Genomic DNA, 19,388 nt, shown 5'->3' on the forward strand with positions numbered 1-19,388 from the left:
AGAGCCGAGTTTCTTCGCGTCGCTGATCCAGCGTCGAACCAGATTGGCATTGAGCCCGTTATCCAGAGCGATGGCAGAAACAGAGACCCCCGGCTGTTGGCAGGCAGCAATAATCTTAGCTTTAAATTCTGCGGAATATTGGCGACGTTTTCTGGAGGAGCGAGGTGCGCTTATGACAATCATAACAAGTGTCCACTAAAAAATAAGTGGACACTATCCAGTCAGTTGGTAGCGCGCTCAAGATGGGGTTACCGGACGCTTACGATTGACGCCTATCTGATGGAACTCTACGGCGCACAAAATGCGGTTTTGGACCTGCAGGACAGGCTACGCAAAGAAGATCATGTCCGGTGGATCAAAGAGATTGATACCAACCTCTCCCAACTGGCCGCGGACACCCAGCGAGTCTTCGAACTGGTCAGGCAACAACAGGATATTCTGCAGCAACAAATTACACCGCTGACTCAAAGAGTTCTGTCAGATGTTGCCAGTGAACAAGAAATGATTTGGGGAGATTTAAGCGAAGCCAGCAACAAGATCCGGGACGCTCTGACCAATGAGATTGCGACCATCATGATCTTTTCAGTCGCCATTATTGTGATTGCAGTTGTCCTTACCCTGATCATTTCACGTTTTATCACCAGCCCCATCAAGGCAGTCGTAAGCACGATGGAAGACATTGCTCAGGGCGGCGGCGACCTCACCAAACGACTGAATTACGTCGGAACCGACGAACTCGGCAGGTTGTCAGATGCTTTTAACCGGTTTGTGGAATTAATCCGCAATATCTGCACTGGAATCAATACCACCACCTCAGACCTTGGGGAGTCCTCCCATCAGTTGCAAAACGCCGCGTCCCTGGGCGAAGCCAGCCTCAAACGCCAGCAGGCAGAGTTCCAGACAGTTGTGAGCGCAACGGAAATTATTTCTCACAGTTTCCGGGATATTGCAGAACAGACAGCCCGATTGCAGGAGATTGCCAACTCCATTGCCAGCGAATCGAGCGAGGGACAAACTTTGCTGAACGACAATACCACTATGCTGAACCAACTGGCTGACCAAATGCAGATGTCTGCCTCCACCATGGAACGCCTGGCGACCAGTAGCGCTAAGATTTCTGAAGTTCTGCTGGTCATCAACAGCATTGCCGAACAAACCAATCTACTGGCCCTTAACGCCGCGATAGAGGCGGCTCGGGCGGGAGATCATGGCAGGGGCTTTGCGGTGGTCGCCGATGAAGTCAGGCAACTGGCCATGCGCACCCGGGACTCTACTGATGAAATCCGTGTCATCATGGAGGAACTGCAGAAAGATGCCCAACAAGCCGCCAGCATGATGACACAAAGTAACGAAATGACTCAGGACAGCCTGAATCAGATTCAGCAACTGGGCACATCCGTTACACACACGAACGACCAGATTGGCAATGCCACCGCATTAATAGAACAGGTTGCCCGAACCACCGATGAGCAGGCCAAGCACGCGGAGGGAATTGCCAACAGCATGCATACTTTGGAAGAGCTGCTGGAGGAGAGCTGGAAACAGGTCAACACCACCTCGGAAAACAGCTCAAATATCAATCAGCTGGCCGGACAACTGGAAACCAACGTATCCAGGTTCAAAACCTGATCAGAGCTCCAGCTCGATCAGAATCGCTACTTAACAACGAGCACGTCGCACTGAATGTGCTCCAGTACACGCTCTGCCGTACTACCAATAAACAGCCGGTCGAATCCATCCCGGCTGACTGCCCCCATCACAAGGATATCGACCCCTTCCCGGTTGACACAATCGGGAAGGAACCTCTCTGGAGCGCCTTCCTCGAAATAGACTTTTGTGGTGGCTTCAACGTGCTGCTCCAATAATCTGTCCAATGCCTGTTGGTGTTCCGCCTGCACCTGATCCCGATAGCTTTCATAGTCCGAGACGACAGTATCAAACTCCAGCAACATACCGGTTGGAATCGGCTCATAAGCATGCCCCACACTGAGCGTTGACGGAAGATTGCATGAAACTTTGTGCGCCAGTTCCAGTATTTTGGGATTAAGTTTTTCGGCCTCTTCACTAAATGATAATGGATCCACCGCGGCCATCAGCTCAAGGTGACTTCCCCAATCATGCTCTTCCCGCACAAACCAGAGCGGTACATTCGCCTCCCGGATCAGGTGCCAGTCCGTATTGGTAAAGAGTGCCCGATTAAGCAAAGAGTGATGATGAGTAGCCTTGATTATGATATCTGCCTGAATCTGTTCCGCCCGTGTCAGAATCGCTGTATACAGCGGTCTCTCCCAGCAAACATGAACCGACGCGGTCACTCCCTCTTCCTCCAGTTTTTCAGCCACGCCTCCCAATACTCGACGACGCTTTGACAGAAACGCCTCTCGAGCCTCATGAAGTGCATGAGTATCAAAAGGATAGCTGGATTCCAGCGCGGTTCTGAATTCCGCCTCGAACAATTCAACTCTGGCGCCAAATGCTCTTGCTATGCGAATACAACGCCCAATGATCGGCTGATCAGTCTTGGTGGGGTCCATCACCACCAGAATGGTATTAATCTCCATAACGACCCCTCCACAATATTGGGAAGCATTCTGAAAAACAGTCTCATCAAAGCTTATTTTTCAACCAGTTATAGTCTTTTACGAGCCAAAATCCAGCACCGGATGAAAAAAATAGCATTTGTTTGTTTAATTAAGCATAGAAAAGGTTGACGGGATTAGTCCAAATCATTATTATTCCGGCCTCGAAATTGACGTTCCCCGATAGCTCAGTTGGTAGAGCAAATGACTGTTAATCATTGGGTCGCTGGTTCGAGTCCAGCTCGGGGAGCCATTTCTCTACGGGGTATAGCGCAGTCTGGTAGCGCGCCTGCTTTGGGAGCAGGATGTCGGGAGTTCGAATCTCTCTACCCCGACCACTTTCTTCTTTCCTAGTTTGTATTTAATTCCCTAATTAGTCTTTAACCCAAAGACAGCTTATCAATACAATATCTTCTGACGACCACCTGCCGTTACACGCGCTGCAGTAAAAGCTCAGCAATTTTCCATTGCAATAACATCCACTATCCGCTCGCGCCTTAATAAAGACAACCAACAAAAGACAGGGCGCACAAAAACGTGCACCCCATCTCCGATTCGCTATACCATCGGCAGACTCTCTGTATTGAAGAACGCCTGGGAAACCTTGAACAGATGATAGGCATCATCGGTGCCACACATCTCCCGAATGGAGTGCATCGCCCACTGAGGAGCCCCGATATCCAGCGTTTTCACACCCAGTTCAGCAGCCGTCAGCGGACCAATGGTACTTCCACAAGCCATATCCGTTCTCACCACAAAGACTTGATACGGCACCCCCAATTGTTCACTTAATTGTCGGTAAAAGCTGCTGGTTACGCTATTGGTGGCATAGCGTTGATTGGCGTTCACCTTAATGACCGGCCCCTGATTGAGAACTGGCCCATGATTATCATCATGCCTGTCCATAAAGTTGGGATGAATACCGTGAGCATTGTCTGCCGAGAACATAACCGACCGACTCAAAGTCTGCCCAAGCCGTCCCTCTTCTTCCGTCAACCTGAGCAGGAGAGATCTCAAAAATGGCCCTGAAGCCCCTTCAGCAGAAGTGCTTCCCACTTCTTCATGGTCGTTACATACCAATACTGCCGGGTAGTCTCCATTGCTGGCCAGCAATGCCTGCATCCCGGTATAACAGCTCAGCAGATTGTCCAGACGCGCGGAAGTAATAAACTGCTCACTCATTCCCACCAGACTTGCCCCCTGAACATCATACAAACAGAGTTCAAAATCCAACACCCTGACCACATCCGCAGCATCATGCTCTTCTCTGACCCGATCCAATAAAAGCTGCCTGAAATCAACTTTCTGATCTTCTCCCACCTGCATAAGAACAGCAGGTAGCTGAGTTTGGGGGTTCACCGTTCGGCTATTATTGGCCTCACGATCCAAATGAATCGCCAGACTCGGAATAGTGGCAACCGGGCGCTGCCAATCAATCAGAAGGTTGCGGATATTACCGTTCGAATCCAGACAGGTTACCCGACCCGCTATGGACAAATCCCGGTCAAACCAGGGATTTAACAACGCCCCGCCGTACACCTCAACGCCCAATTGAAGATAACCTTTGCGATGAATTTCAGGCTGAGGCTTGAGCTTCAAGCAAGGACTGTCAGTGTGCGCCCCAAACAAGCGCACCCCGGTAAGCTCCATCGGTGTTTTGATTCCGGAAAACGCAACAATGGATGAACCATTACGAATCACAAAATAACGCCCGCCCGGCTTCAGCGACCACTCATGAGACTCATCCAATCGCTTAAAACCTTCTGCCTGCAGACGTTCTGCCATAGTGGCTACAGCATGAAAAGGTGTGGGGGAAGCATTAAGGAATTTGAGCAATTCCTGATTAAACTGTTCTTTTTTCATCAAATCACTACCAAATTTCAAAGCAGGACAAAGTGATCTCTGGATCACGGAGCGAGACTAGACCTTGTAAACGCCGCCTGACCATTGGGTGTATCAGCGCCAGATCAATCTCCATTCCCAAAACAAACTCTCGGAGACCTGCGACAATGCGGTGCTCAGTTTAACCAGCCACCGGTTAATTCGCCAGAAAGTTACCCGTCATTATCTGACCCTGGCTTATTCAAGGGTTTGTCAGGGTCCGGGCTTTCCGCGCCAGTGGCTTCACTTTGAGCTGATTCAGGGTCCGTTGACGAAGGCCCGCCACCCCCGAATACATCTTTATTCGAATCTTTTTCAAGCTCAGGGGAACTTAATGATACCTCCTTAGTGCCGACTCCATCTCCTACTTCAAGCGACTCACTAAACTTCTGCCACCCCCATTGCAGCCAGTTCAGCATGGCAAATGCCAACCATAGCGCCCACAACAGAATTGCCAGACGGTATAACATGACAGGCACCACAATAACCCGAGCATCAGGCAAGCCGCCCTCAGCCACATCAGCGTACCAACGCATCACATTCATGGAGGAGCCGTTACCTGCAACATAATCCATAGGCCGGCCAATCAGTCCCTGCGGAATACTACTGACAACCCATCCAATGGTGAGCAGAGTCAACAACACCAACCAGACCTGATACCCCCTGCGAAGCCATTTTCCCCGCGACATGGTCAGGCCTTTACGGTATTGCAGAGAATAAAACCAGACCACCAGTATCAACAGCCCCTGAACCCAGCCCAAAGTAGCTCCCAGGGCCAGAATCACCCAGGATACCCGGCCCAGGGGATTTCCCTGGTGACCACCTAAAAACCAGGCCACGGCAAGCGTGACAAACAACACCCCCCAAAACAACACTGCCGGGCCTAGCGCCGGACCACCGGTCCATACAGGCCATACCGCACCAGGCAAAACAGTTGTCAGGTTAATGTTGCTTGAGGCGACCGGCAACTGCAGTTCAGGTGTAGAGTACTCCCAACCAGATTCACCAAGTGGCATGGTCCAGACAACCTGGAGAGTCTCGTGTCCGTAGCCAAGAACAACGTCCACCTCCCCAGAGTTGTTACCACGAGGAATGTCTTCGCCACTGAGAATAACGCTCTGCAGCTCAGCCCCTGAAGGCAAATCAAATCGAAACCGTTGGCTCTTGGAGCTGCGAAGCTGAATACTCAAATCCACTCTTTTGGATTTGCTCCTGATATCCTGATGCAGATCTACGCGATCAACCGTTAACAACTGCCCGGATACTGGCACCGGCTGACTCACCTCCAGCAAGACAGACTCACCGGGACGCGGCTGCCAACGAGGCTGCCAGACTCCCCTGGAAACAATCTGGTAAGGCGCCAGCCCTGAGAAATTCAGCCGCCAATGAGGACTGACCGACACTTCCCAGTGCTCGCTCCAGGGCACACTGACAGGCGCCATCAGATCAATCCGGTCAACACCGGACAAGGTTGACTCCCACTCAATCTGAGAGGACAGATCAGGCAGCGTAAAATGCGCATATCCGTCTTTTGCTGAGGCAGCCCCCTTTACCACACTCTCCCCCGGCAACAGCGGCACAGCCAGAGATACAGCTCCCCGCAATGGCGCGATACGACTTACCCGGGTTCTGACCCGCCATCGGAGCCCAAGCTCGATAATTCTCTCAACCCGGACAAAAGCAGGCGCCGATTCCTGAAATAACGAATGCCGACTTTCTGCTCTCCGCTGACTGACAGAGGTTCTTTCAAATCCAAGCTCAGAGCCTTGCATCCCCTGCTCATTCGCCCCACTCATTACCCAATCTGTCACCTGACTGGTAAATCGCTGGGGCTGAAGAGGAAAAAACAGCTTGAACTGATCCTTCTCCCGCACACTCCCTTCAAGCACCAGTTCATGCACTCCGGCTTCAACCGACACCATCCAGTTTCCAACAGCCCCCTCCCCCTTGGCTGCCGACAATGCCGTCGCAAACTTCACTTCGCGACCATCAAGAAATACCCGCTTAGGCACCCAGTACCCAGCTTTGGCAGGCACTGGAATAACCACCTCCTCCAGCGCACTTAACTCCATTGATACCGTGAGGCTGTATCCATCAAGAACCAGCTCCACACTATTCAGATCCGCACAATCTGGCATACACTCTGGCGCCTGAGTCAAGCGGCTCTGCAACTCCCCCAACAACTCCGGGGAAGGAAAGTTGTTTGCCATGGCCTCCTGAGAAAACAACGGCAGGAAAAGCAAAGCACAGACAAGCAGAATAGGAACGCTACCAGCCCCCTCAGAGGGTGTAGAGGGTGGCTCAGGCTGTAAATCGGAAGGACGCCGCCTGTGGCCCAGCAGCACCACTACCAATCCGACCAGAAGACCAACATGAATCACCCGGACCAACCGGGTCTGCGCAGGAGTCAGAACCATTAATTTTGCCGCCTGCCCCTCCGTCATTCCCCCATTCCAACTCAGACTGATAGTACGCCAGCGCCAGTCAGGAATACCCGGACCTGTCTGCCATGGCTCATCCAGCAGGCTTTGGGACATGTCCCGCTTTTCCATTTTGGCTGGTGCCATAGGTGCCTGGTAGAGCTGTCTGGCCGAGGAAAGTTCGTTAGATTCGGCTACCGAGCCCTCATAAAGCGGCTCATGGGCCGGCTCATATTCCTGCTCAACCTGCCCCACCATTTCCAGTTGCGGATATATACTCATGCGCAGTTGACTCACACTGTAGTTCAGCAGCAACGCTACCACCGCCAGGAAGGCTCCCCAGCGCCAAATGTTCAGCACACCCCGCCAGAGAGGATGATCCACGACCCGCAACAGTGCCAACGGAATCAATACTGCCAACCAGACTACCACTGGCGATGAAATCTCGTGATAGGCAAAAGCCAATCCTATCGCAGCCGCCCCTCCTGCCAGCCACCCCTCCATTCGCCAAAAGGCAGCAACAATGAGCAACCAGAGAAACACATCCCATAAAGTCCACTGATCCAGCCAACTTCCCTGACTTCTGTCAGCCCCGGTCACGGCCACCGGCCACCATCCCGGAGGCAAATTGGCCCGAGTGTTAATATACTCAAAGTCCCCACTCTCCAACCACCCAGAGGCGGGCAAAGTGATCGACCAGCCATTCTTGATCACCGGCATAGTACTAACCGCTTCGAGGGTGGTCTGCTGATGACGCACCTCTGCTCCCCGCAGTCCTGCTCCGGAAAGCTGGGTAATCAGCTGTGGCTTTCCATCCACTTTGGTATGACCGAGCACAAAAGGCGCCGCCTGCTCCAGGCGCCAATCGCGACTTATCTGCCCCTGCAATGAGTCTCTCCAGAACCACCGATCCGCCGCAAAAGACAACCAGATTTCCGAATCCTGCCGCAGCCGGTTCTCTCCTGTTTGCTGCTGCCCCCGACTCAACTCCCTCAGATAAAGCCTGTCGCCATCACCAAGACGATATGCAGGCAAAGATTTCCACGCTTCTGGCAGCGTGGTTTGCTGCGGATCAACAGCCTCCCCCTCTATGGCAATTCGACGCAGATCAGGTCGGCTTTGAACCACCCATATTTCCTGCGTCGGCCAGCCACTGGCAGCATCAATTCGAGGGCGAAAGACATTCAATCGATTGTGTTGACGAAAACTGGATTTAACCTGCCATATCCCAGGCCGAACCTGCATTCTCAGAGCACCACTGTCTTCAATTCGGGCCGGCAACGGCGACTGAAAATCCACCAGGGTCCAACCCGGTAGCTGTAGCGTCTGCAGCATGACTTCCCGCTCACTACCGGACACTTCCAGCTGTATTACCACCTCCATATTCTTGGGCTCGCTATCGACCAGCTTACGATACACCCGCGCTGTGAGGTTTTCAGTCTGAGGCTCGGTGCGGACCTGTTCCCTGACTAACCACAGTCGGTTTCTTTCATCGATATAAACACGCCCTTCCAATTCTTTGTCTGGCTTGAGGTCGATCATGGCAAAGGAAAGAGGTAAGCGAATACTCTGAGGCAACGCTGACCATCGGATCACTCCCTTGATGGTATGCGTTCCAGAATCAAGACGAACATAAGGAACCCCCTGCCGACTCACCACCGGCGCCCGATTCCCACCGACCCGGACTTCCTGGGGCCAGAGTTCGTCTGTTCCCGGTAGCGATTGCCAACCTTCTTCCAGCATCCTGACGGAAAACTGAAACCGCAGGCGCTGAACATCAATATTCAAGGATGCAGCTCCCACCCAGGTACAAACTTTCCGCTCGGCGCTATGGTAGAGAGGAGTGCAATCCAGGTTTTCAACCCTGTCCAACACCCAGGATGTCCAGGGCTGAAGCGGTGCAGGCACCAGTGCCTTGGCATATACCGACGGAATCAGGAGAAGTAGTACGAGTAATATAACCAACCTGGCGATGAGCATGCCTGATATCCCTAATCATTATCAGCTAAGGAGAAAACCCGGAAGGGTACTGCCTTGTTCCGGCAATAGGTCGGGCACAATCACCCTCCTAATTTCATGTACTTATACTATTGCACAGACTCGGCTACCGATGAAACCTCAACAGACTCTAGCCAAATCACTATGAACAAATATAATGTAGGGTCAATCACTTACTGAGCTCCGCCACATGAATGAACCAGCCCTGTTTATCGATATCGAAGCGAGTAGTCCTGACGAGGACGGCTACCCGATCTGTATTGCCTGGTCAACCGAAGACGGCGTCATCAACACGGCATTGATCATTCCGGAGGACGACTGGGTCGACTGGGACTTCAGCTACCAGCACAGCCACGGCCTGACCCGGGAGCACCTGTTCGATCAGGGCGACACAGCTTTGGATGTCGTTAAAGCATTGGCCCAGGATCTGGGTGACATGACCGTCTATGTGGACGGCCTTGATCTTGATGAAGATTGGCTGATCAGGTTATTCGACAGCTTTGAAATGGAGCTGCCATTTAACATCCAGCCATTTACCCGCTTCCCTCCAGGCTTGGGGTTTGAGGAATTCCTTCGTTACCGCGAGGAATTACTGCAGGAGCATGGAATCTCTGGTTTTAATGCCGAGAACAATGTCTACGTGATGCTGCAGATCGCCAATCAGTGTCAGACACTGGAGTAGAGCTAACGCAACCCTGTCCACCTGAGGACCTCGCTGGCAAGCGAGGGCTACATTATTCTGACTGGTTAACAAAGTCGACAAATGTATACGCTGTTCCCCTTGTTGAAGACTGTGATCACTGCTAATTTTTTGAAACAGGCTGATTCAGGGTGACTCCGATCATATGGAATCAACATGGAAATAACACAACAAAATAATTCCGATCTGATCTGGGATATTGATCGGATGCGCGACCGGGACTGGGCACAAAAGTTTGTGCTGCAGTTTGAAAATGTCCTTTGCGTTTTTTCCGGAACCGTTGGCCAGATCTACACCAACTACAGCATGCACTTCCCTGAAGACTACAACCGTAACCTGGTGATACTGCCCAATCCGTACGCATTCCATGACACCTTCAACCATGTTAACGAAGAATCCGTCACCGCAACCGGTTTTCACATCATCCCAGGTAAGGTCATCAACAAGCAGGGTTTACTGATGCTGATCAAACCCAAGGATCCGGATGCGCCAGCCAAGCCTATTCCCATGAATCGGGCGATGCAGGTGCTGAACAGCATGCGCACTGAAGATGATCCATTTTTACCGGTATTGGTCAAAGGCGATCTCAAACCGTTTCAGGACAAGGTTCCCTGCCTGCATTTACACCGACTAAGACTCCCTTTCCTGTCTCCTCGCATTACCGGATTTGAAAAGAAGGAACTTAAAAGAGTCATCCAAACCAAAATGCAGGCACTGGCAAAGATGTAACCCTCCCGGCCTTCCGCACCCAGCCGGAAGGCCACGACTCTACCCGTTTGAATTGTGACGTTTTTCCGTGACGGACGTGCCAGCATCCGTCAGAATGCCGAGGATAATAACGACGAAACCTCACTTCAAGGACACCCACTTTAATGAAAACACTTTCAGCCAACCTGGCACTGTGGCCACTCTTGGCGGGCATGCTGACGCTAAGCACCCAAGCTGGGGCAGAAGTCTCTAAAGAGGATCTGACTTATATCGGCGTCAACTGGACTCAACTGGAGTTCGAGCGCATCCTTGGCCATCGCAAGGGCACAGCCTATGCCGGCACCCTGGTCCTGGGGACTTATATCACAGATTACGTCAAAACCGAGTTTCGGGCCGGATTGGGAGTAAGTGATGACGAGATCAACAGCTCAACCAGGACCGACGCCTTTGGCCAACAGGAATATATCTCCATTGGCGTGGAGGATTACTACAGTTGGTATATGGGCGCCCAGTACCCTGCCACCGATTACATGACGGTATTCGCACAGTTTGGATTTACGCATATGATCGGTAAAGTTGAGTACCCCGACCCTGACCAGCCTAGAAGACTGCCGGACGATCTCACCGACAGCTCATTCAGCATGAGCTACATCCTGGGTGCAGATATACGCATATATGGGGATTTCTGGGGAACCCTGGAATACGGCCGATTGCACCGGGACTCAATTACCGACATCCGCACCAATCAGATGAGCGCTGGCATCAAATACGAATTTTAGCGTCTTGGATCAGGCAGAGTCTGGCCCTGGTTAAAGCGACGACCGGGGCTGTTCTGCTGATCCCTCAGCCTGCACAGCTCCAGCCCCATGCCTTAACTCATATCTCGCTTCGGTGCCGTATAAACCAGCACTGATGTATGCGTCGGTTCCGCTCAAAATCTTCCGGCAGACTCTCCCGGGTTTTATCTTCAACCTGATAGTTTTTCTCAATATCAGCGTCCATTTTGAAGCGTCGATAGTTGTTAGAAAATATCAGCAAACCACCTTCCGATACCAAAGCCATGGTCTTCTTGATCAACGCCACATGATCCCGCTGAATATCCAAGACAGAATCCATTTTCTTGGAATTTGAAAATGTCGGCGGATCAAGAAATACCAGATCATAAACCCCCTGACCTTTTTCCCGGTCAAGCCACTCCATGACATTATCGCGAACAAAACGATGATTTTTACCGGCAAGGTGGTTTAGCGCAAAGTTTCGCTCCGCCCAGCTGAGATAAGTCTGGGACAGATCGACACTGGTTGTGGCAACCGCCCCACCATGAGCCGCATGCACAGAGGCACTGGCGGTATAACAAAACAGATTGAGAAACCGCTTGCCACGAGCATGTTTCTGAATCCAGTAACGCATGGGACGATGATCCAGGAAAAGACCGGTATCCAGATAATCGGACAGGTTCACCCAAAACTTACAACCATGCTCCAGAACCCCCAGCTCACGATGACTGCGGTCCACCTTTTCATACTGCTCTGCGCCCTTTTGTTTTTTCCGCTGCTTCAGAAAAACGGCTGACTTCGGAATACCGCACACATCCGGCACCACTTCCAGCACGTCGAGTAGACGCTGATGGGCCTTATTTTCATCCACGGACTTTGGCGGCGCATATTCCTGAATACAGACTGCGCCGTTATACCAGTCAATCGCAACCGCATATTCGGGCATATCCGCATCATAAAGCCGGTAGGCTTCCAGGTTTTCCTTTGCCGCCCATTTACGGCGTTTTTTCAGATTCTTGGCAAGACGATTGGCAAACATCTGTGCCTGCTCGGAAAAAATACGTTTTTCGCCCTGAACCTGGGCCTCTTCATGGGACGGAAGGTTCTGGGTATACACATCAAACAGAAACAGCGTTGTCGGCAATTTGCCGTTAAAAAGCTTGTACTGCTTGTTAGCCCTTACCCCCAACTCTCTGGCAAGGTTTGCATTGGAGGTGAATATGCCTGCTCTCCAACCATGGAACTCACGCTTCAACTGCCGGCCCAGATTCTGGTACAGCGCTCGTAGCTCAAGCTCCTGCCCCAACCTTTCCCCATAAGGAGGATTAGATAGCAACAACTTAAATACAGATTCTGCCGGCCCGTCAGAATCAGTGTTATGTGGTGGGGTCGCTTTGATAGCATCCCCTTTACTGAAAGTCACCCAGCGATCCAATCCCGCCCGCGACAGATTACGTTTGGCGGCCTGGATCGCCTTAGGGTTGAGATCAGTGCCCGCAATGGTGCCGGCCCAGCGCCGCTTACCAATAACTGCACGCTCTTGTGCCGCCCCAAGCTCTTTTATCCAACATTCTTTGGTAAACCAAGGTGCTTTCAGAAAGGCAAACTGAGGGCGAATCAATCCAGGCGCAATATCCAATGCCATCAAGGCAGCTTCAATGACCAGCGTCCCTGAACCACACATGGGATCGAAAAACTCCCCCTCCTCTCCACACAGCTCAGGCCATCCTGCACGCATAAGCAACGCTGCCGCCAGAGTTTCTTTAAGAGGTGCGGCCTCCCCCTCCTGGCGATATCCACGCTGATGCAGGCTGCGGCCTGTCACATCGATCCCCAGCGTTGAGTGCTTGCCAATATTCAATTGCAGGGTCTGCCCCGCTTCTTCCCGGCTGATGGCCGGCACTTCAAGCTGCTGATCTCTGAAATAATCATTAATCGCATCTTTGACGACCTGAGCCCCAAACCGGGAATGCCTGATCTCACCCCAGGACCCAAACGCAGCAATCCAATAGGCCTGCCCCGGTTCCAGATACTCCTTCCAGTCAACGGATCTGGCAAGCTGGTATATGCCATCCCGGTTAGCCTCCCGGGTATCTCCCAGTTCAAGTAATACCCGGCTGGCAACCCGTGAATTAAGGCAGATCCTCATCATCTCTGCCTGACCCCCGGAGACATAAACGCCGGCAGGAGATGTTTTAGTGACATTAACTTCCAGATTCAGCAATTCCTTTTCCAGAAGATATTCCAGCCCTTTGGCACATGAAACGAAAAAACTGAACACCGATTGATTGGTCATATAAAAATACAGGCCTATGGGGTTTAGCGGTTATTTCCGCTTTAAATATTGGTAATGTGGGCTAGGACAGACCCTAACCGGCCACAGTTACAAAAAATATCATTTCCCGGAAGCAGCGGTAGATACAGTATGATCAAAAACTTATCCCCGCCTAATTCCACAAAACTATAAAAAAAACGTCACATAGATGAAATAATTTGTGTACTTACGATTTTTTTTTGGCTTAACTTACTTGTGTAGCACATTTTTAAACGTGCAATTCAATTAACTAATACGCGTATTTATTTCCACGACGCATCCCACCAGGGATATAAAGCAACATCGAGCAAAAGGAGACTCTTAATTCTTTCTCAGCCAATGAAGCAGGCCAATCATGCTACTTGCTATTGGTATTCCTGTTAAACCCAGAACACAATGAGGTTCAAGAAGAATGAGAAGACAGAAGCGCGATATGTTCGAAAGAGCGTACCTCAAGGGTTACAGAGCTGGCATCAGCGGTCGATCAAAGGACCTGTGCCCCACCGGGAACCCGCAAATGCGACAAGAATGGATTAATGGCTGGCGAGACGGCCGTACAGATCATTGGGATGGCTACGTCGGCGTCTCCGGATTACATAAATTACCCGGTATCGCGTCCTAACCAGTTTCCATATTTTCAGTTCACCCACTGGGGCAAACACTTCGCCCCTTTATAAGGCCCGCTAGGCGGGCCTCTTCATTTCAGCCCAAGCCGCCCTTCCTCAACATCAGCATATCTACTGGTTTCATGATGATTTCGCCATCGCCTCGACGATTTCTCTAACCAATGCCGGGCCACGATAAATCAGCCCGCTGTATACCTGAACCAGACTGGCTCCCGCAGCAATCTTTTCCATGGCATCATTCGCTGTCATGACCCCCCCTGAAGCTATTACCGGAATTTTCCCTTCAACAGCCTCACACAACACTTTTACGACATGTGTTGAACGCTTGGTCAGTGGCGCACCACTCAACCCACCCTGCTCTTTGCCATACTCATTTCCTTCTACGCCCTCACGTGACAGCGTGGTATTGGTGGCAATGACGCCGTCCATGCCAAACTCCAAAATGGTGGCTGCTACCATTTTAATTTCATCGTCCGACATATCTGGGGCGATTTTCACCACAAAGGGGACATAGCGCCCAAACTGGGCATGACACTCCGCCTGGCATTCCTTGATTTCCTGCAACATGGTCTTCAGCGATTGACCAAACTGCAGCGCTCGCAGACCGGGCGTATTCGGCGAGGAGATATTGATGGTAATGTAAGACGCATATTCATAGACCCGCCTGATACAGGTAACGTAGTCTGATGCAGCCTCTTCAGCAGGGGTATCTTTGTTTTTCCCGACATTGACTCCCACGATGCCCTGGAATTTTTTGCTACGAAGGCGCTGCACCATGTGCTCTACCCCTTCATTATTGAATCCCATACGGTTAATGATCGCGTCTTTTTCCTCTAGCCGGAAAAGTCTCGGTTTGGGATTTCCTGATTGTGCTCTTGGAGTAACGGTGCCAACTTCTATAAAGCCAAAACCAAATTGGGCCAGGCCATCAATATAGTCGCCGTTTTTATCCAGGCCAGCAGCCAGACCAACGGCATTTGGAAATTTGAGCCCCATAACTTCAACCGGTTTCCCACTGACCGAGGGCACCATCAAAGGAAGAATCCCGGTCGCGTTAGCCAGCTTTAGAGCTTTTAGCGAGAGATCATGTGAGGTTTCTGCGGGCAGGCGGAATAACAATTTCCTGGCAAGGGGATAACTCATGGAATACATCCGTTGGTTAGGAGCACTAAGGTGAGAGAATGCAATGGCGCGCTATTATAACCAACCTGACTTCTATTAAAAGTCTCTGGCCCGCTTTCATAACTTCCAAATAGTTACTCACAAGCCATACGAAACTTTATTCACAGCCCCAGGAAAATTTATTCACAGCCCCAGGAAACTTTATGCACAACCCTAAAGTTATTCAATTCTTCCCCTCCTAAATGCTCATTTTGAAGCCAAACCCTATTTATCAGCTGCAAATCCGAGAGTTTTTTAACCAAAAAGACCACTTTATAAACGCTTTTTACAGCAATCCAATGCACGAAATTCGAGCAATATGACAGGCCTGTCACTTATCCACGAAATCTGTGGATAAGTTTGTTAATATCATCAGGGAAAAATCCGGGAACCCTTAGAGTCGTTAGCCCCACAGCAAATTGTACACTTTTTAACCAGTTATTTAACCCTTTAAATATCAACAACTTATAACTGTTTAAGCAGTAATCATCCCATTTAATAACGATCAAATTATGTTATATCTGGTTGTTATTAATCCAATTGGCAATGTGACTGGCTTGTCACATGCAAAAAAAAGCACGCATGGGATATGCGCGCTTTTTAATTGTGGATGAATCCAACTTTGTGGATCAGTAAAACTTCAGACCCACACCTTCCTGAGTTTGTCTGACAACCTCTAAAAACACTTCTGGACTTGAAGCCAGTAAACCATTGACCCTCAGAGAAACTCGGTCTCCGACCTTGGCAGAACTCAGGGAAGGATCCTCGATAAATACTCCACCTTCTGACAGATCTGTTGCTTTTACGACATAACGTCCTGAAGAGGGATGATCGAGAATTACATTCATTGACGTGCGAAGGCGCTCAAAACGCCGACGATCTTGCTGTGAACTCATAGTCCCCACCCTTATTATTGGTTATTTTTTGACCAGCATAGCAGAAGACTCCGACTGACAATATGCCGCCTCCAATTTCATCCTTAACTACACTTAGGAATGGGCCGAAACAATAGAGCCCTTATATAAGACACTATACAGATGAGGTGAGGCCAATGACTGGCAGCCACAACATGCGATTATCTATATACAGAAATCTGCATCCCCACTATATTCCAACTGATAGGAAAGTTTTTCAACATCAATAAGATAAAAAATGACCAGTCACTCCGCCACACTGACAAGAACCCAAAAAAGCCAATTGGCCCAGCGGGTCACGATCGTTGGCATGATTTTGGATATCATTCTGGGAGTCCTCAAGATCACGATTGGACTGTTGGCCAATTCCTACGCTTTAATCGCGGACGGCATTCACTCTTTTACCGACGCTGGCAGCGATATTCTTGTCATCCTGATTACACGTTTTTCACATCAGGCCCCAGACGAAGAGCATCCTTACGGGCATGGTAAATTCGAAACACTGGGGACGGTCGTTCTTGGGAGCCTGTTAATAGCTGTCGCCGGCGCCATGGCCTACGACAGCACCACCCGCCTGATATCTGGCCAGGCCAATGTAATACCCGGCTGGCAGGCCCTGCTGGCGGCCCTGTTATCCATCGCGGGTAAGGAATGGATATACCATTACACCCTGAAAGTGGGAAAACTTCTGAATTCTGATCTGATTATTGCCAATGCCTGGCACTCCCGGACAGACGCCCTGTCCTCTATCGTTGTTCTGATGGCCCTGCTTGGAGCTCTCGCCGGCTATCCGTGGCTTGATGCCGCCGCGGCCGTTATTGTCGCCCTCCTGGTTGCCAAAATTGGCTGGGATCTGGCCTGGAACAGCATTAAGGAATTGGTCGAAACCTCTGTACCCAACAAGAAGATGGAGGAAATAGAGCGCGTTCTTGGCCAGGTGGAGGGTGTTCGGGATACGCATTTTATCCGGGGGCGCTATGTCGGACCAGAGATTGTCCTGGACCTCCATTTACAGGTGGACCCGACGATCAGCGTTTCTGAAGGGCATCACATTGGCCTTTGTGCTGTTGCAGCATTAAGGCAGAAAGTGCATCAGATCTCGGATATCACGCTGCACATCGATGCTGAGGAAGATGGCTCACTATCTGAACAAATGGCAACCGTGTCCAAACTTCCCCAACGTAATGAGCTGACCGAACTTCTGCATCAAAGATGGCAGTCAATTATCCCAAAAAGCTCGGTTAAACGATTGTTGCTGCACTATCTACGAGACAAGGTTCATATTGAAGTCATGCTCAACAGCACTTCAGCGATTGAGAGTCTTAACCAGATGAATGACCAAGAACTTAAAAACAGGATGCTGGCAGAGGTCGCCGACATTGCATGGATCGGCTCCCTCAGGATCTGGAAATCCCTCGACCAGGATGGACCTGCCAAATAATCTTTATTCCTGACAACCTCAGTCTTCCAGCAACCGTTTTTTCTCCTTCTCGTACTCCTCGGGAGTAATCGCCCCAGCGTCGAGTAATGACTTCAGTCTCTGCAGGCGGCTATAACGGTCTTCTATCGTGGCAGAAGCTGGCTCGCTATACGTCGCCTCTCCCCGGTCAACCAGGTTATCCATGGCAAAGCTTCCTACTGATGAATCTGCTATGGGAGATTCCGTTGAGGGCGCAGGTTTGTCGAGTACACCCAGAAACTCCCCGATCTTCCGAAATACCAACTTGATAAACCGCCACAATTTGGGCAACAGCCAAGCTGCCAGACATAAAAAGCCGATGGCGAGCACAATAAACAACCAGGGGTGATTCAACGCCGTCCACAACCCCGCAATGACCATCACATCTTCCAGAATAGATGCCGTCCAGTTGGTCACCGGCTCAGGAGAAGTATTGATGGCTAGGCGTGTTCCGGTCTTGGTCGCGTGTGAAGTAGCTGCGATTCCTCCACCCACAATCCCGGCAGCTATCGACAGAGCCGGAGTCACATCCCCCACCGCACCAGCTGCCAGAGCGGCCCCTGCAGGTATTCGGATAAAGGTATGCAGGACATCCCAGCTGCTATCCACGCCAGGCGTTTTATCTGCAAAAAATTCAATAAAGTACATAAAACCGGCAGCGGCGATCACCAGAGGCTCCTGAACTACTGCCAATTCCGCCGGCAATGCAATGTTGCCGCTTGCTCCGCCCAACCCCAGCACCAGGAGGGCGGCATAAAGATTAATTCCGCTGGCCCAGGACACTCCCATCGTCAGGGCAATTGTTGTAACCAGGGCTTCATAGCTTTCCATTGGTTGTACCTACTTCTATGTTCATATACACCCGTATGCCCGGGATGTCGCTTTATGTGTCCCGGGCACAGACTATTAATAGTGTCAAATATGGGCTCAATATAGCCCCATCAAACCATAGAATCACTGAACGAAGGCTGAACATTCAGTAACCTGTGAAAGTTTCAAAGCCACCCTGTCGCGAGCCATTCGACATAACCAAAGGATTTTAAAGAGTTATTCAAACAACAAGTGAGGATAAGCCGGGAAAGTCACACCAACCACTTCCATAGCACTCGCAAGGCCAGAAGCGTCAACAGCCAGCGAAACACCGTTCGGAAATGTTTCTCAGGAAGCTTACCCAGGATTTTCAAGCCTACACGGGTTCCCAGATAGCCACATATCACCATAAGGACCATGACTGGAATCCAGGGGGTAAACACAAACCCAGCAAATCCAAAGGCAATAATTTTCATACTGTGCTGGAGCGTCATACAGGATGAAAAGTTCGCGGTATAGACCCAGCGGTCCACTCCTGAACGGCCCAACCAGGCAGAAACCAGTGGGCCCGAAGCTCCGACCAGCATGGTGGCAATGGTTGTCAGAAAGCCTCCAGAAAGTAGTCCTGCCGCTGTCTTGCCCAACCCAATCTGAGGCATAGGTCCCCAGCTCAACCAGAGAATAAATATTGCCACCAGAACCGGAATCCAGGTGGGATTGATATTGGCCAACAAAAACACGGAAGCCAGAGAGGCTACCAGCGCGCCAACAAAAAAGAGCCCCACAACCCGGTTATTCCGGTGTTTACGGGTAAGAATCGCCCGACTGGCGTTTGACCCCAACTGCACAATGCCATGCACGGGTATCAATGCCAGCGGTGGAACAATATCAGCCATAATGGTAATGAGAAATGCACCGCCCCCCACTCCCAGAGCGGCGGTCATCAGAGAGCCGAGAAAACTGCATAGAAGCAGAAGAAGCAGTTGCCCGTAGCCCAGTCCGGCAGACCAGTCACTATAGGAGAACCATTCCATTTTTTAAC

General features: G+C 50.8%; 15 protein-coding genes and 2 tRNA genes. 8 read left to right on the plus strand and 9 right to left on the minus strand.

Features of this window, described 5'->3' with window-relative positions:
- Positions 1–183: transposase (locus F566_RS0109395; RefSeq protein ID WP_020405105.1), on the minus strand; the 183-nt coding region annotated here is incomplete at its 3' end.
- 42 nt (positions 184–225) lie between these two features.
- Here F566_RS0109395 and F566_RS0109400 point away from each other — a divergent pair.
- Positions 226–1,629 (plus strand): methyl-accepting chemotaxis protein, encoded by a 1,404-nt coding sequence (locus F566_RS0109400; protein ID WP_157496719.1) that lies wholly within the window; start codon positions 226–228, stop codon positions 1,627–1,629.
- 26 nt (positions 1,630–1,655) lie between these two features.
- Here F566_RS0109400 and F566_RS0109405 read toward each other — a convergent pair whose 3' ends face one another.
- A complete protein-coding gene (locus F566_RS0109405) occupies positions 1,656–2,561 on the minus strand; it encodes a universal stress protein (RefSeq protein WP_020406737.1) in 906 nt (301 codons plus the stop codon).
- Between the two features lie 195 nt (positions 2,562–2,756).
- Here F566_RS0109405 and F566_RS0109410 point away from each other — a divergent pair.
- Together F566_RS0109410 and F566_RS0109415 are read left to right on the plus strand one after the other, a co-directional pair.
- Positions 2,757–2,832: transfer RNA gene (locus F566_RS0109410), tRNA-Asn, on the plus strand.
- 8 nt (positions 2,833–2,840) lie between these two features.
- Positions 2,841–2,917: transfer RNA gene (locus F566_RS0109415), tRNA-Pro, on the plus strand.
- 220 nt (positions 2,918–3,137) lie between these two features.
- On the opposite strand, the gene F566_RS0109420 is transcribed toward F566_RS0109415, so the two are convergent.
- Entirely contained in the window at positions 3,138–4,442 is a 1,305-nt protein-coding gene (locus tag F566_RS0109420) for a M18 family aminopeptidase (RefSeq protein ID WP_020406738.1), read from the minus strand.
- A gap of 191 nt (positions 4,443–4,633) precedes the next feature.
- Entirely contained in the window at positions 4,634–8,860 is a 4,227-nt protein-coding gene (locus F566_RS0109425; protein WP_020406739.1) for a hypothetical protein, read from the minus strand.
- 208 nt (positions 8,861–9,068) lie between these two features.
- On the opposite strand from F566_RS0109425, the gene F566_RS0109430 reads away from it, so the two are divergent.
- From F566_RS0109430 to F566_RS0109440, 3 genes are all read left to right on the plus strand, one after another.
- Positions 9,069–9,560 carry a hypothetical protein gene (locus F566_RS0109430; protein ID WP_020406740.1) on the plus strand — a complete coding sequence of 164 codons (492 nt, stop codon included), beginning with the start codon at positions 9,069–9,071 and terminating at the stop codon, positions 9,558–9,560.
- Between the two features lie 174 nt (positions 9,561–9,734).
- The gene (locus F566_RS0109435) at positions 9,735–10,307 is read left to right on the plus strand and encodes a hypothetical protein (RefSeq protein WP_020406741.1); all 573 of its coding nucleotides are present in this window, start codon (positions 9,735–9,737) and stop codon (positions 10,305–10,307) included.
- Positions 10,308–10,450: 143 nt separating this feature from the next.
- Positions 10,451–11,065 carry a porin family protein gene (locus F566_RS0109440; protein WP_020406742.1) on the plus strand — a complete coding sequence of 205 codons (615 nt, stop codon included), beginning with the start codon at positions 10,451–10,453 and terminating at the stop codon, positions 11,063–11,065.
- Positions 11,066–11,162: 97 nt separating this feature from the next.
- On the opposite strand, the gene rlmKL is transcribed toward F566_RS0109440, so the two are convergent.
- Positions 11,163–13,358 (minus strand): bifunctional 23S rRNA (guanine(2069)-N(7))-methyltransferase RlmK/23S rRNA (guanine(2445)-N(2))-methyltransferase RlmL, encoded by a 2,196-nt coding sequence (rlmKL, locus tag F566_RS0109450; RefSeq protein ID WP_020406743.1) that lies wholly within the window; start codon positions 13,356–13,358, stop codon positions 11,163–11,165.
- Positions 13,359–13,788: 430 nt separating this feature from the next.
- On the opposite strand from rlmKL, the gene rmf reads away from it, so the two are divergent.
- Positions 13,789–13,998 (plus strand): ribosome modulation factor, encoded by a 210-nt coding sequence (gene rmf, locus F566_RS36275; protein ID WP_026179888.1) that lies wholly within the window; start codon positions 13,789–13,791, stop codon positions 13,996–13,998.
- Positions 13,999–14,122: 124 nt separating this feature from the next.
- Here rmf and F566_RS0109460 read toward each other — a convergent pair whose 3' ends face one another.
- Complete coding sequence (locus tag F566_RS0109460) at positions 14,123–15,145, minus strand: quinone-dependent dihydroorotate dehydrogenase (protein ID WP_020406745.1); 1,023 nt, start codon at positions 15,143–15,145, stop codon at positions 14,123–14,125.
- 647 nt (positions 15,146–15,792) lie between these two features.
- Entirely contained in the window at positions 15,793–16,059 is a 267-nt protein-coding gene (locus F566_RS32425) for a PilZ domain-containing protein (RefSeq protein WP_020406746.1), read from the minus strand.
- 256 nt (positions 16,060–16,315) lie between these two features.
- On the opposite strand from F566_RS32425, the gene F566_RS0109470 reads away from it, so the two are divergent.
- A complete protein-coding gene (locus F566_RS0109470; protein WP_020406747.1) occupies positions 16,316–17,518 on the plus strand; it encodes a cation diffusion facilitator family transporter in 1,203 nt (400 codons plus the stop codon).
- Positions 17,519–17,536: 18 nt separating this feature from the next.
- Here the strand turns inward: F566_RS0109470 and F566_RS0109475 are convergent, their stop codons facing one another.
- The gene (locus F566_RS0109475; RefSeq protein ID WP_020406748.1) at positions 17,537–18,367 is read right to left on the minus strand and encodes a DUF4126 family protein; all 831 of its coding nucleotides are present in this window, start codon (positions 18,365–18,367) and stop codon (positions 17,537–17,539) included.
- Positions 18,368–18,618: 251 nt separating this feature from the next.
- Positions 18,619–19,380 carry a sulfite exporter TauE/SafE family protein gene (locus tag F566_RS0109480; protein ID WP_020406749.1) on the minus strand — a complete coding sequence of 254 codons (762 nt, stop codon included), beginning with the start codon at positions 19,378–19,380 and terminating at the stop codon, positions 18,619–18,621.
- Between the last annotated feature and the right edge of the window lie 8 nt (positions 19,381–19,388).

Source organism: Hahella ganghwensis DSM 17046, assembly GCF_000376785.1.
GTDB classification, from domain to species: Bacteria; Pseudomonadota; Gammaproteobacteria; order Pseudomonadales; family Oleiphilaceae; genus Hahella; species Hahella ganghwensis.

Bases quoted from the DNA above. Each gene is read 5' to 3' on its own strand.
- F566_RS32425 (WP_020406746.1), bottom strand. From the start codon at position 16,059: ATGAGTTCACAGCAAGATCGTCGGCGTTTTGAGCGCCTTCGCACGTCA.
- F566_RS0109420 (WP_020406738.1), bottom strand. From the start codon at position 4,442: ATGAAAAAAGAACAGTTTAATCAGGAATTGCTCAAATTCCTTAATGCT.
- F566_RS0109430 (WP_020406740.1), top strand. From the start codon at position 9,069: ATGAATGAACCAGCCCTGTTTATCGATATCGAAGCGAGTAGTCCTGAC.
- F566_RS0109440 (WP_020406742.1), top strand. From the start codon at position 10,451: ATGAAAACACTTTCAGCCAACCTGGCACTGTGGCCACTCTTGGCGGGC.
- F566_RS0109425 (WP_020406739.1), bottom strand. From the start codon at position 8,860: ATGCTCATCGCCAGGTTGGTTATATTACTCGTACTACTTCTCCTGATT.
- F566_RS0109435 (WP_020406741.1), top strand. From the start codon at position 9,735: ATGGAAATAACACAACAAAATAATTCCGATCTGATCTGGGATATTGAT.
- F566_RS0109475 (WP_020406748.1), bottom strand. From the start codon at position 18,367: ATGGAAAGCTATGAAGCCCTGGTTACAACAATTGCCCTGACGATGGGA.
- F566_RS0109480 (WP_020406749.1), bottom strand. From the start codon at position 19,380: ATGGAATGGTTCTCCTATAGTGACTGGTCTGCCGGACTGGGCTACGGG.
- rlmKL (WP_020406743.1), bottom strand. From the start codon at position 13,358: ATGACCAATCAATCGGTGTTCAGTTTTTTCGTTTCATGTGCCAAAGGG.
- F566_RS0109405 (WP_020406737.1), bottom strand. From the start codon at position 2,561: ATGGAGATTAATACCATTCTGGTGGTGATGGACCCCACCAAGACTGAT.
- F566_RS0109460 (WP_020406745.1), bottom strand. From the start codon at position 15,145: ATGAGTTATCCCCTTGCCAGGAAATTGTTATTCCGCCTGCCCGCAGAA.
- F566_RS0109470 (WP_020406747.1), top strand. From the start codon at position 16,316: ATGACCAGTCACTCCGCCACACTGACAAGAACCCAAAAAAGCCAATTG.
- rmf (WP_026179888.1), top strand. From the start codon at position 13,789: ATGAGAAGACAGAAGCGCGATATGTTCGAAAGAGCGTACCTCAAGGGT.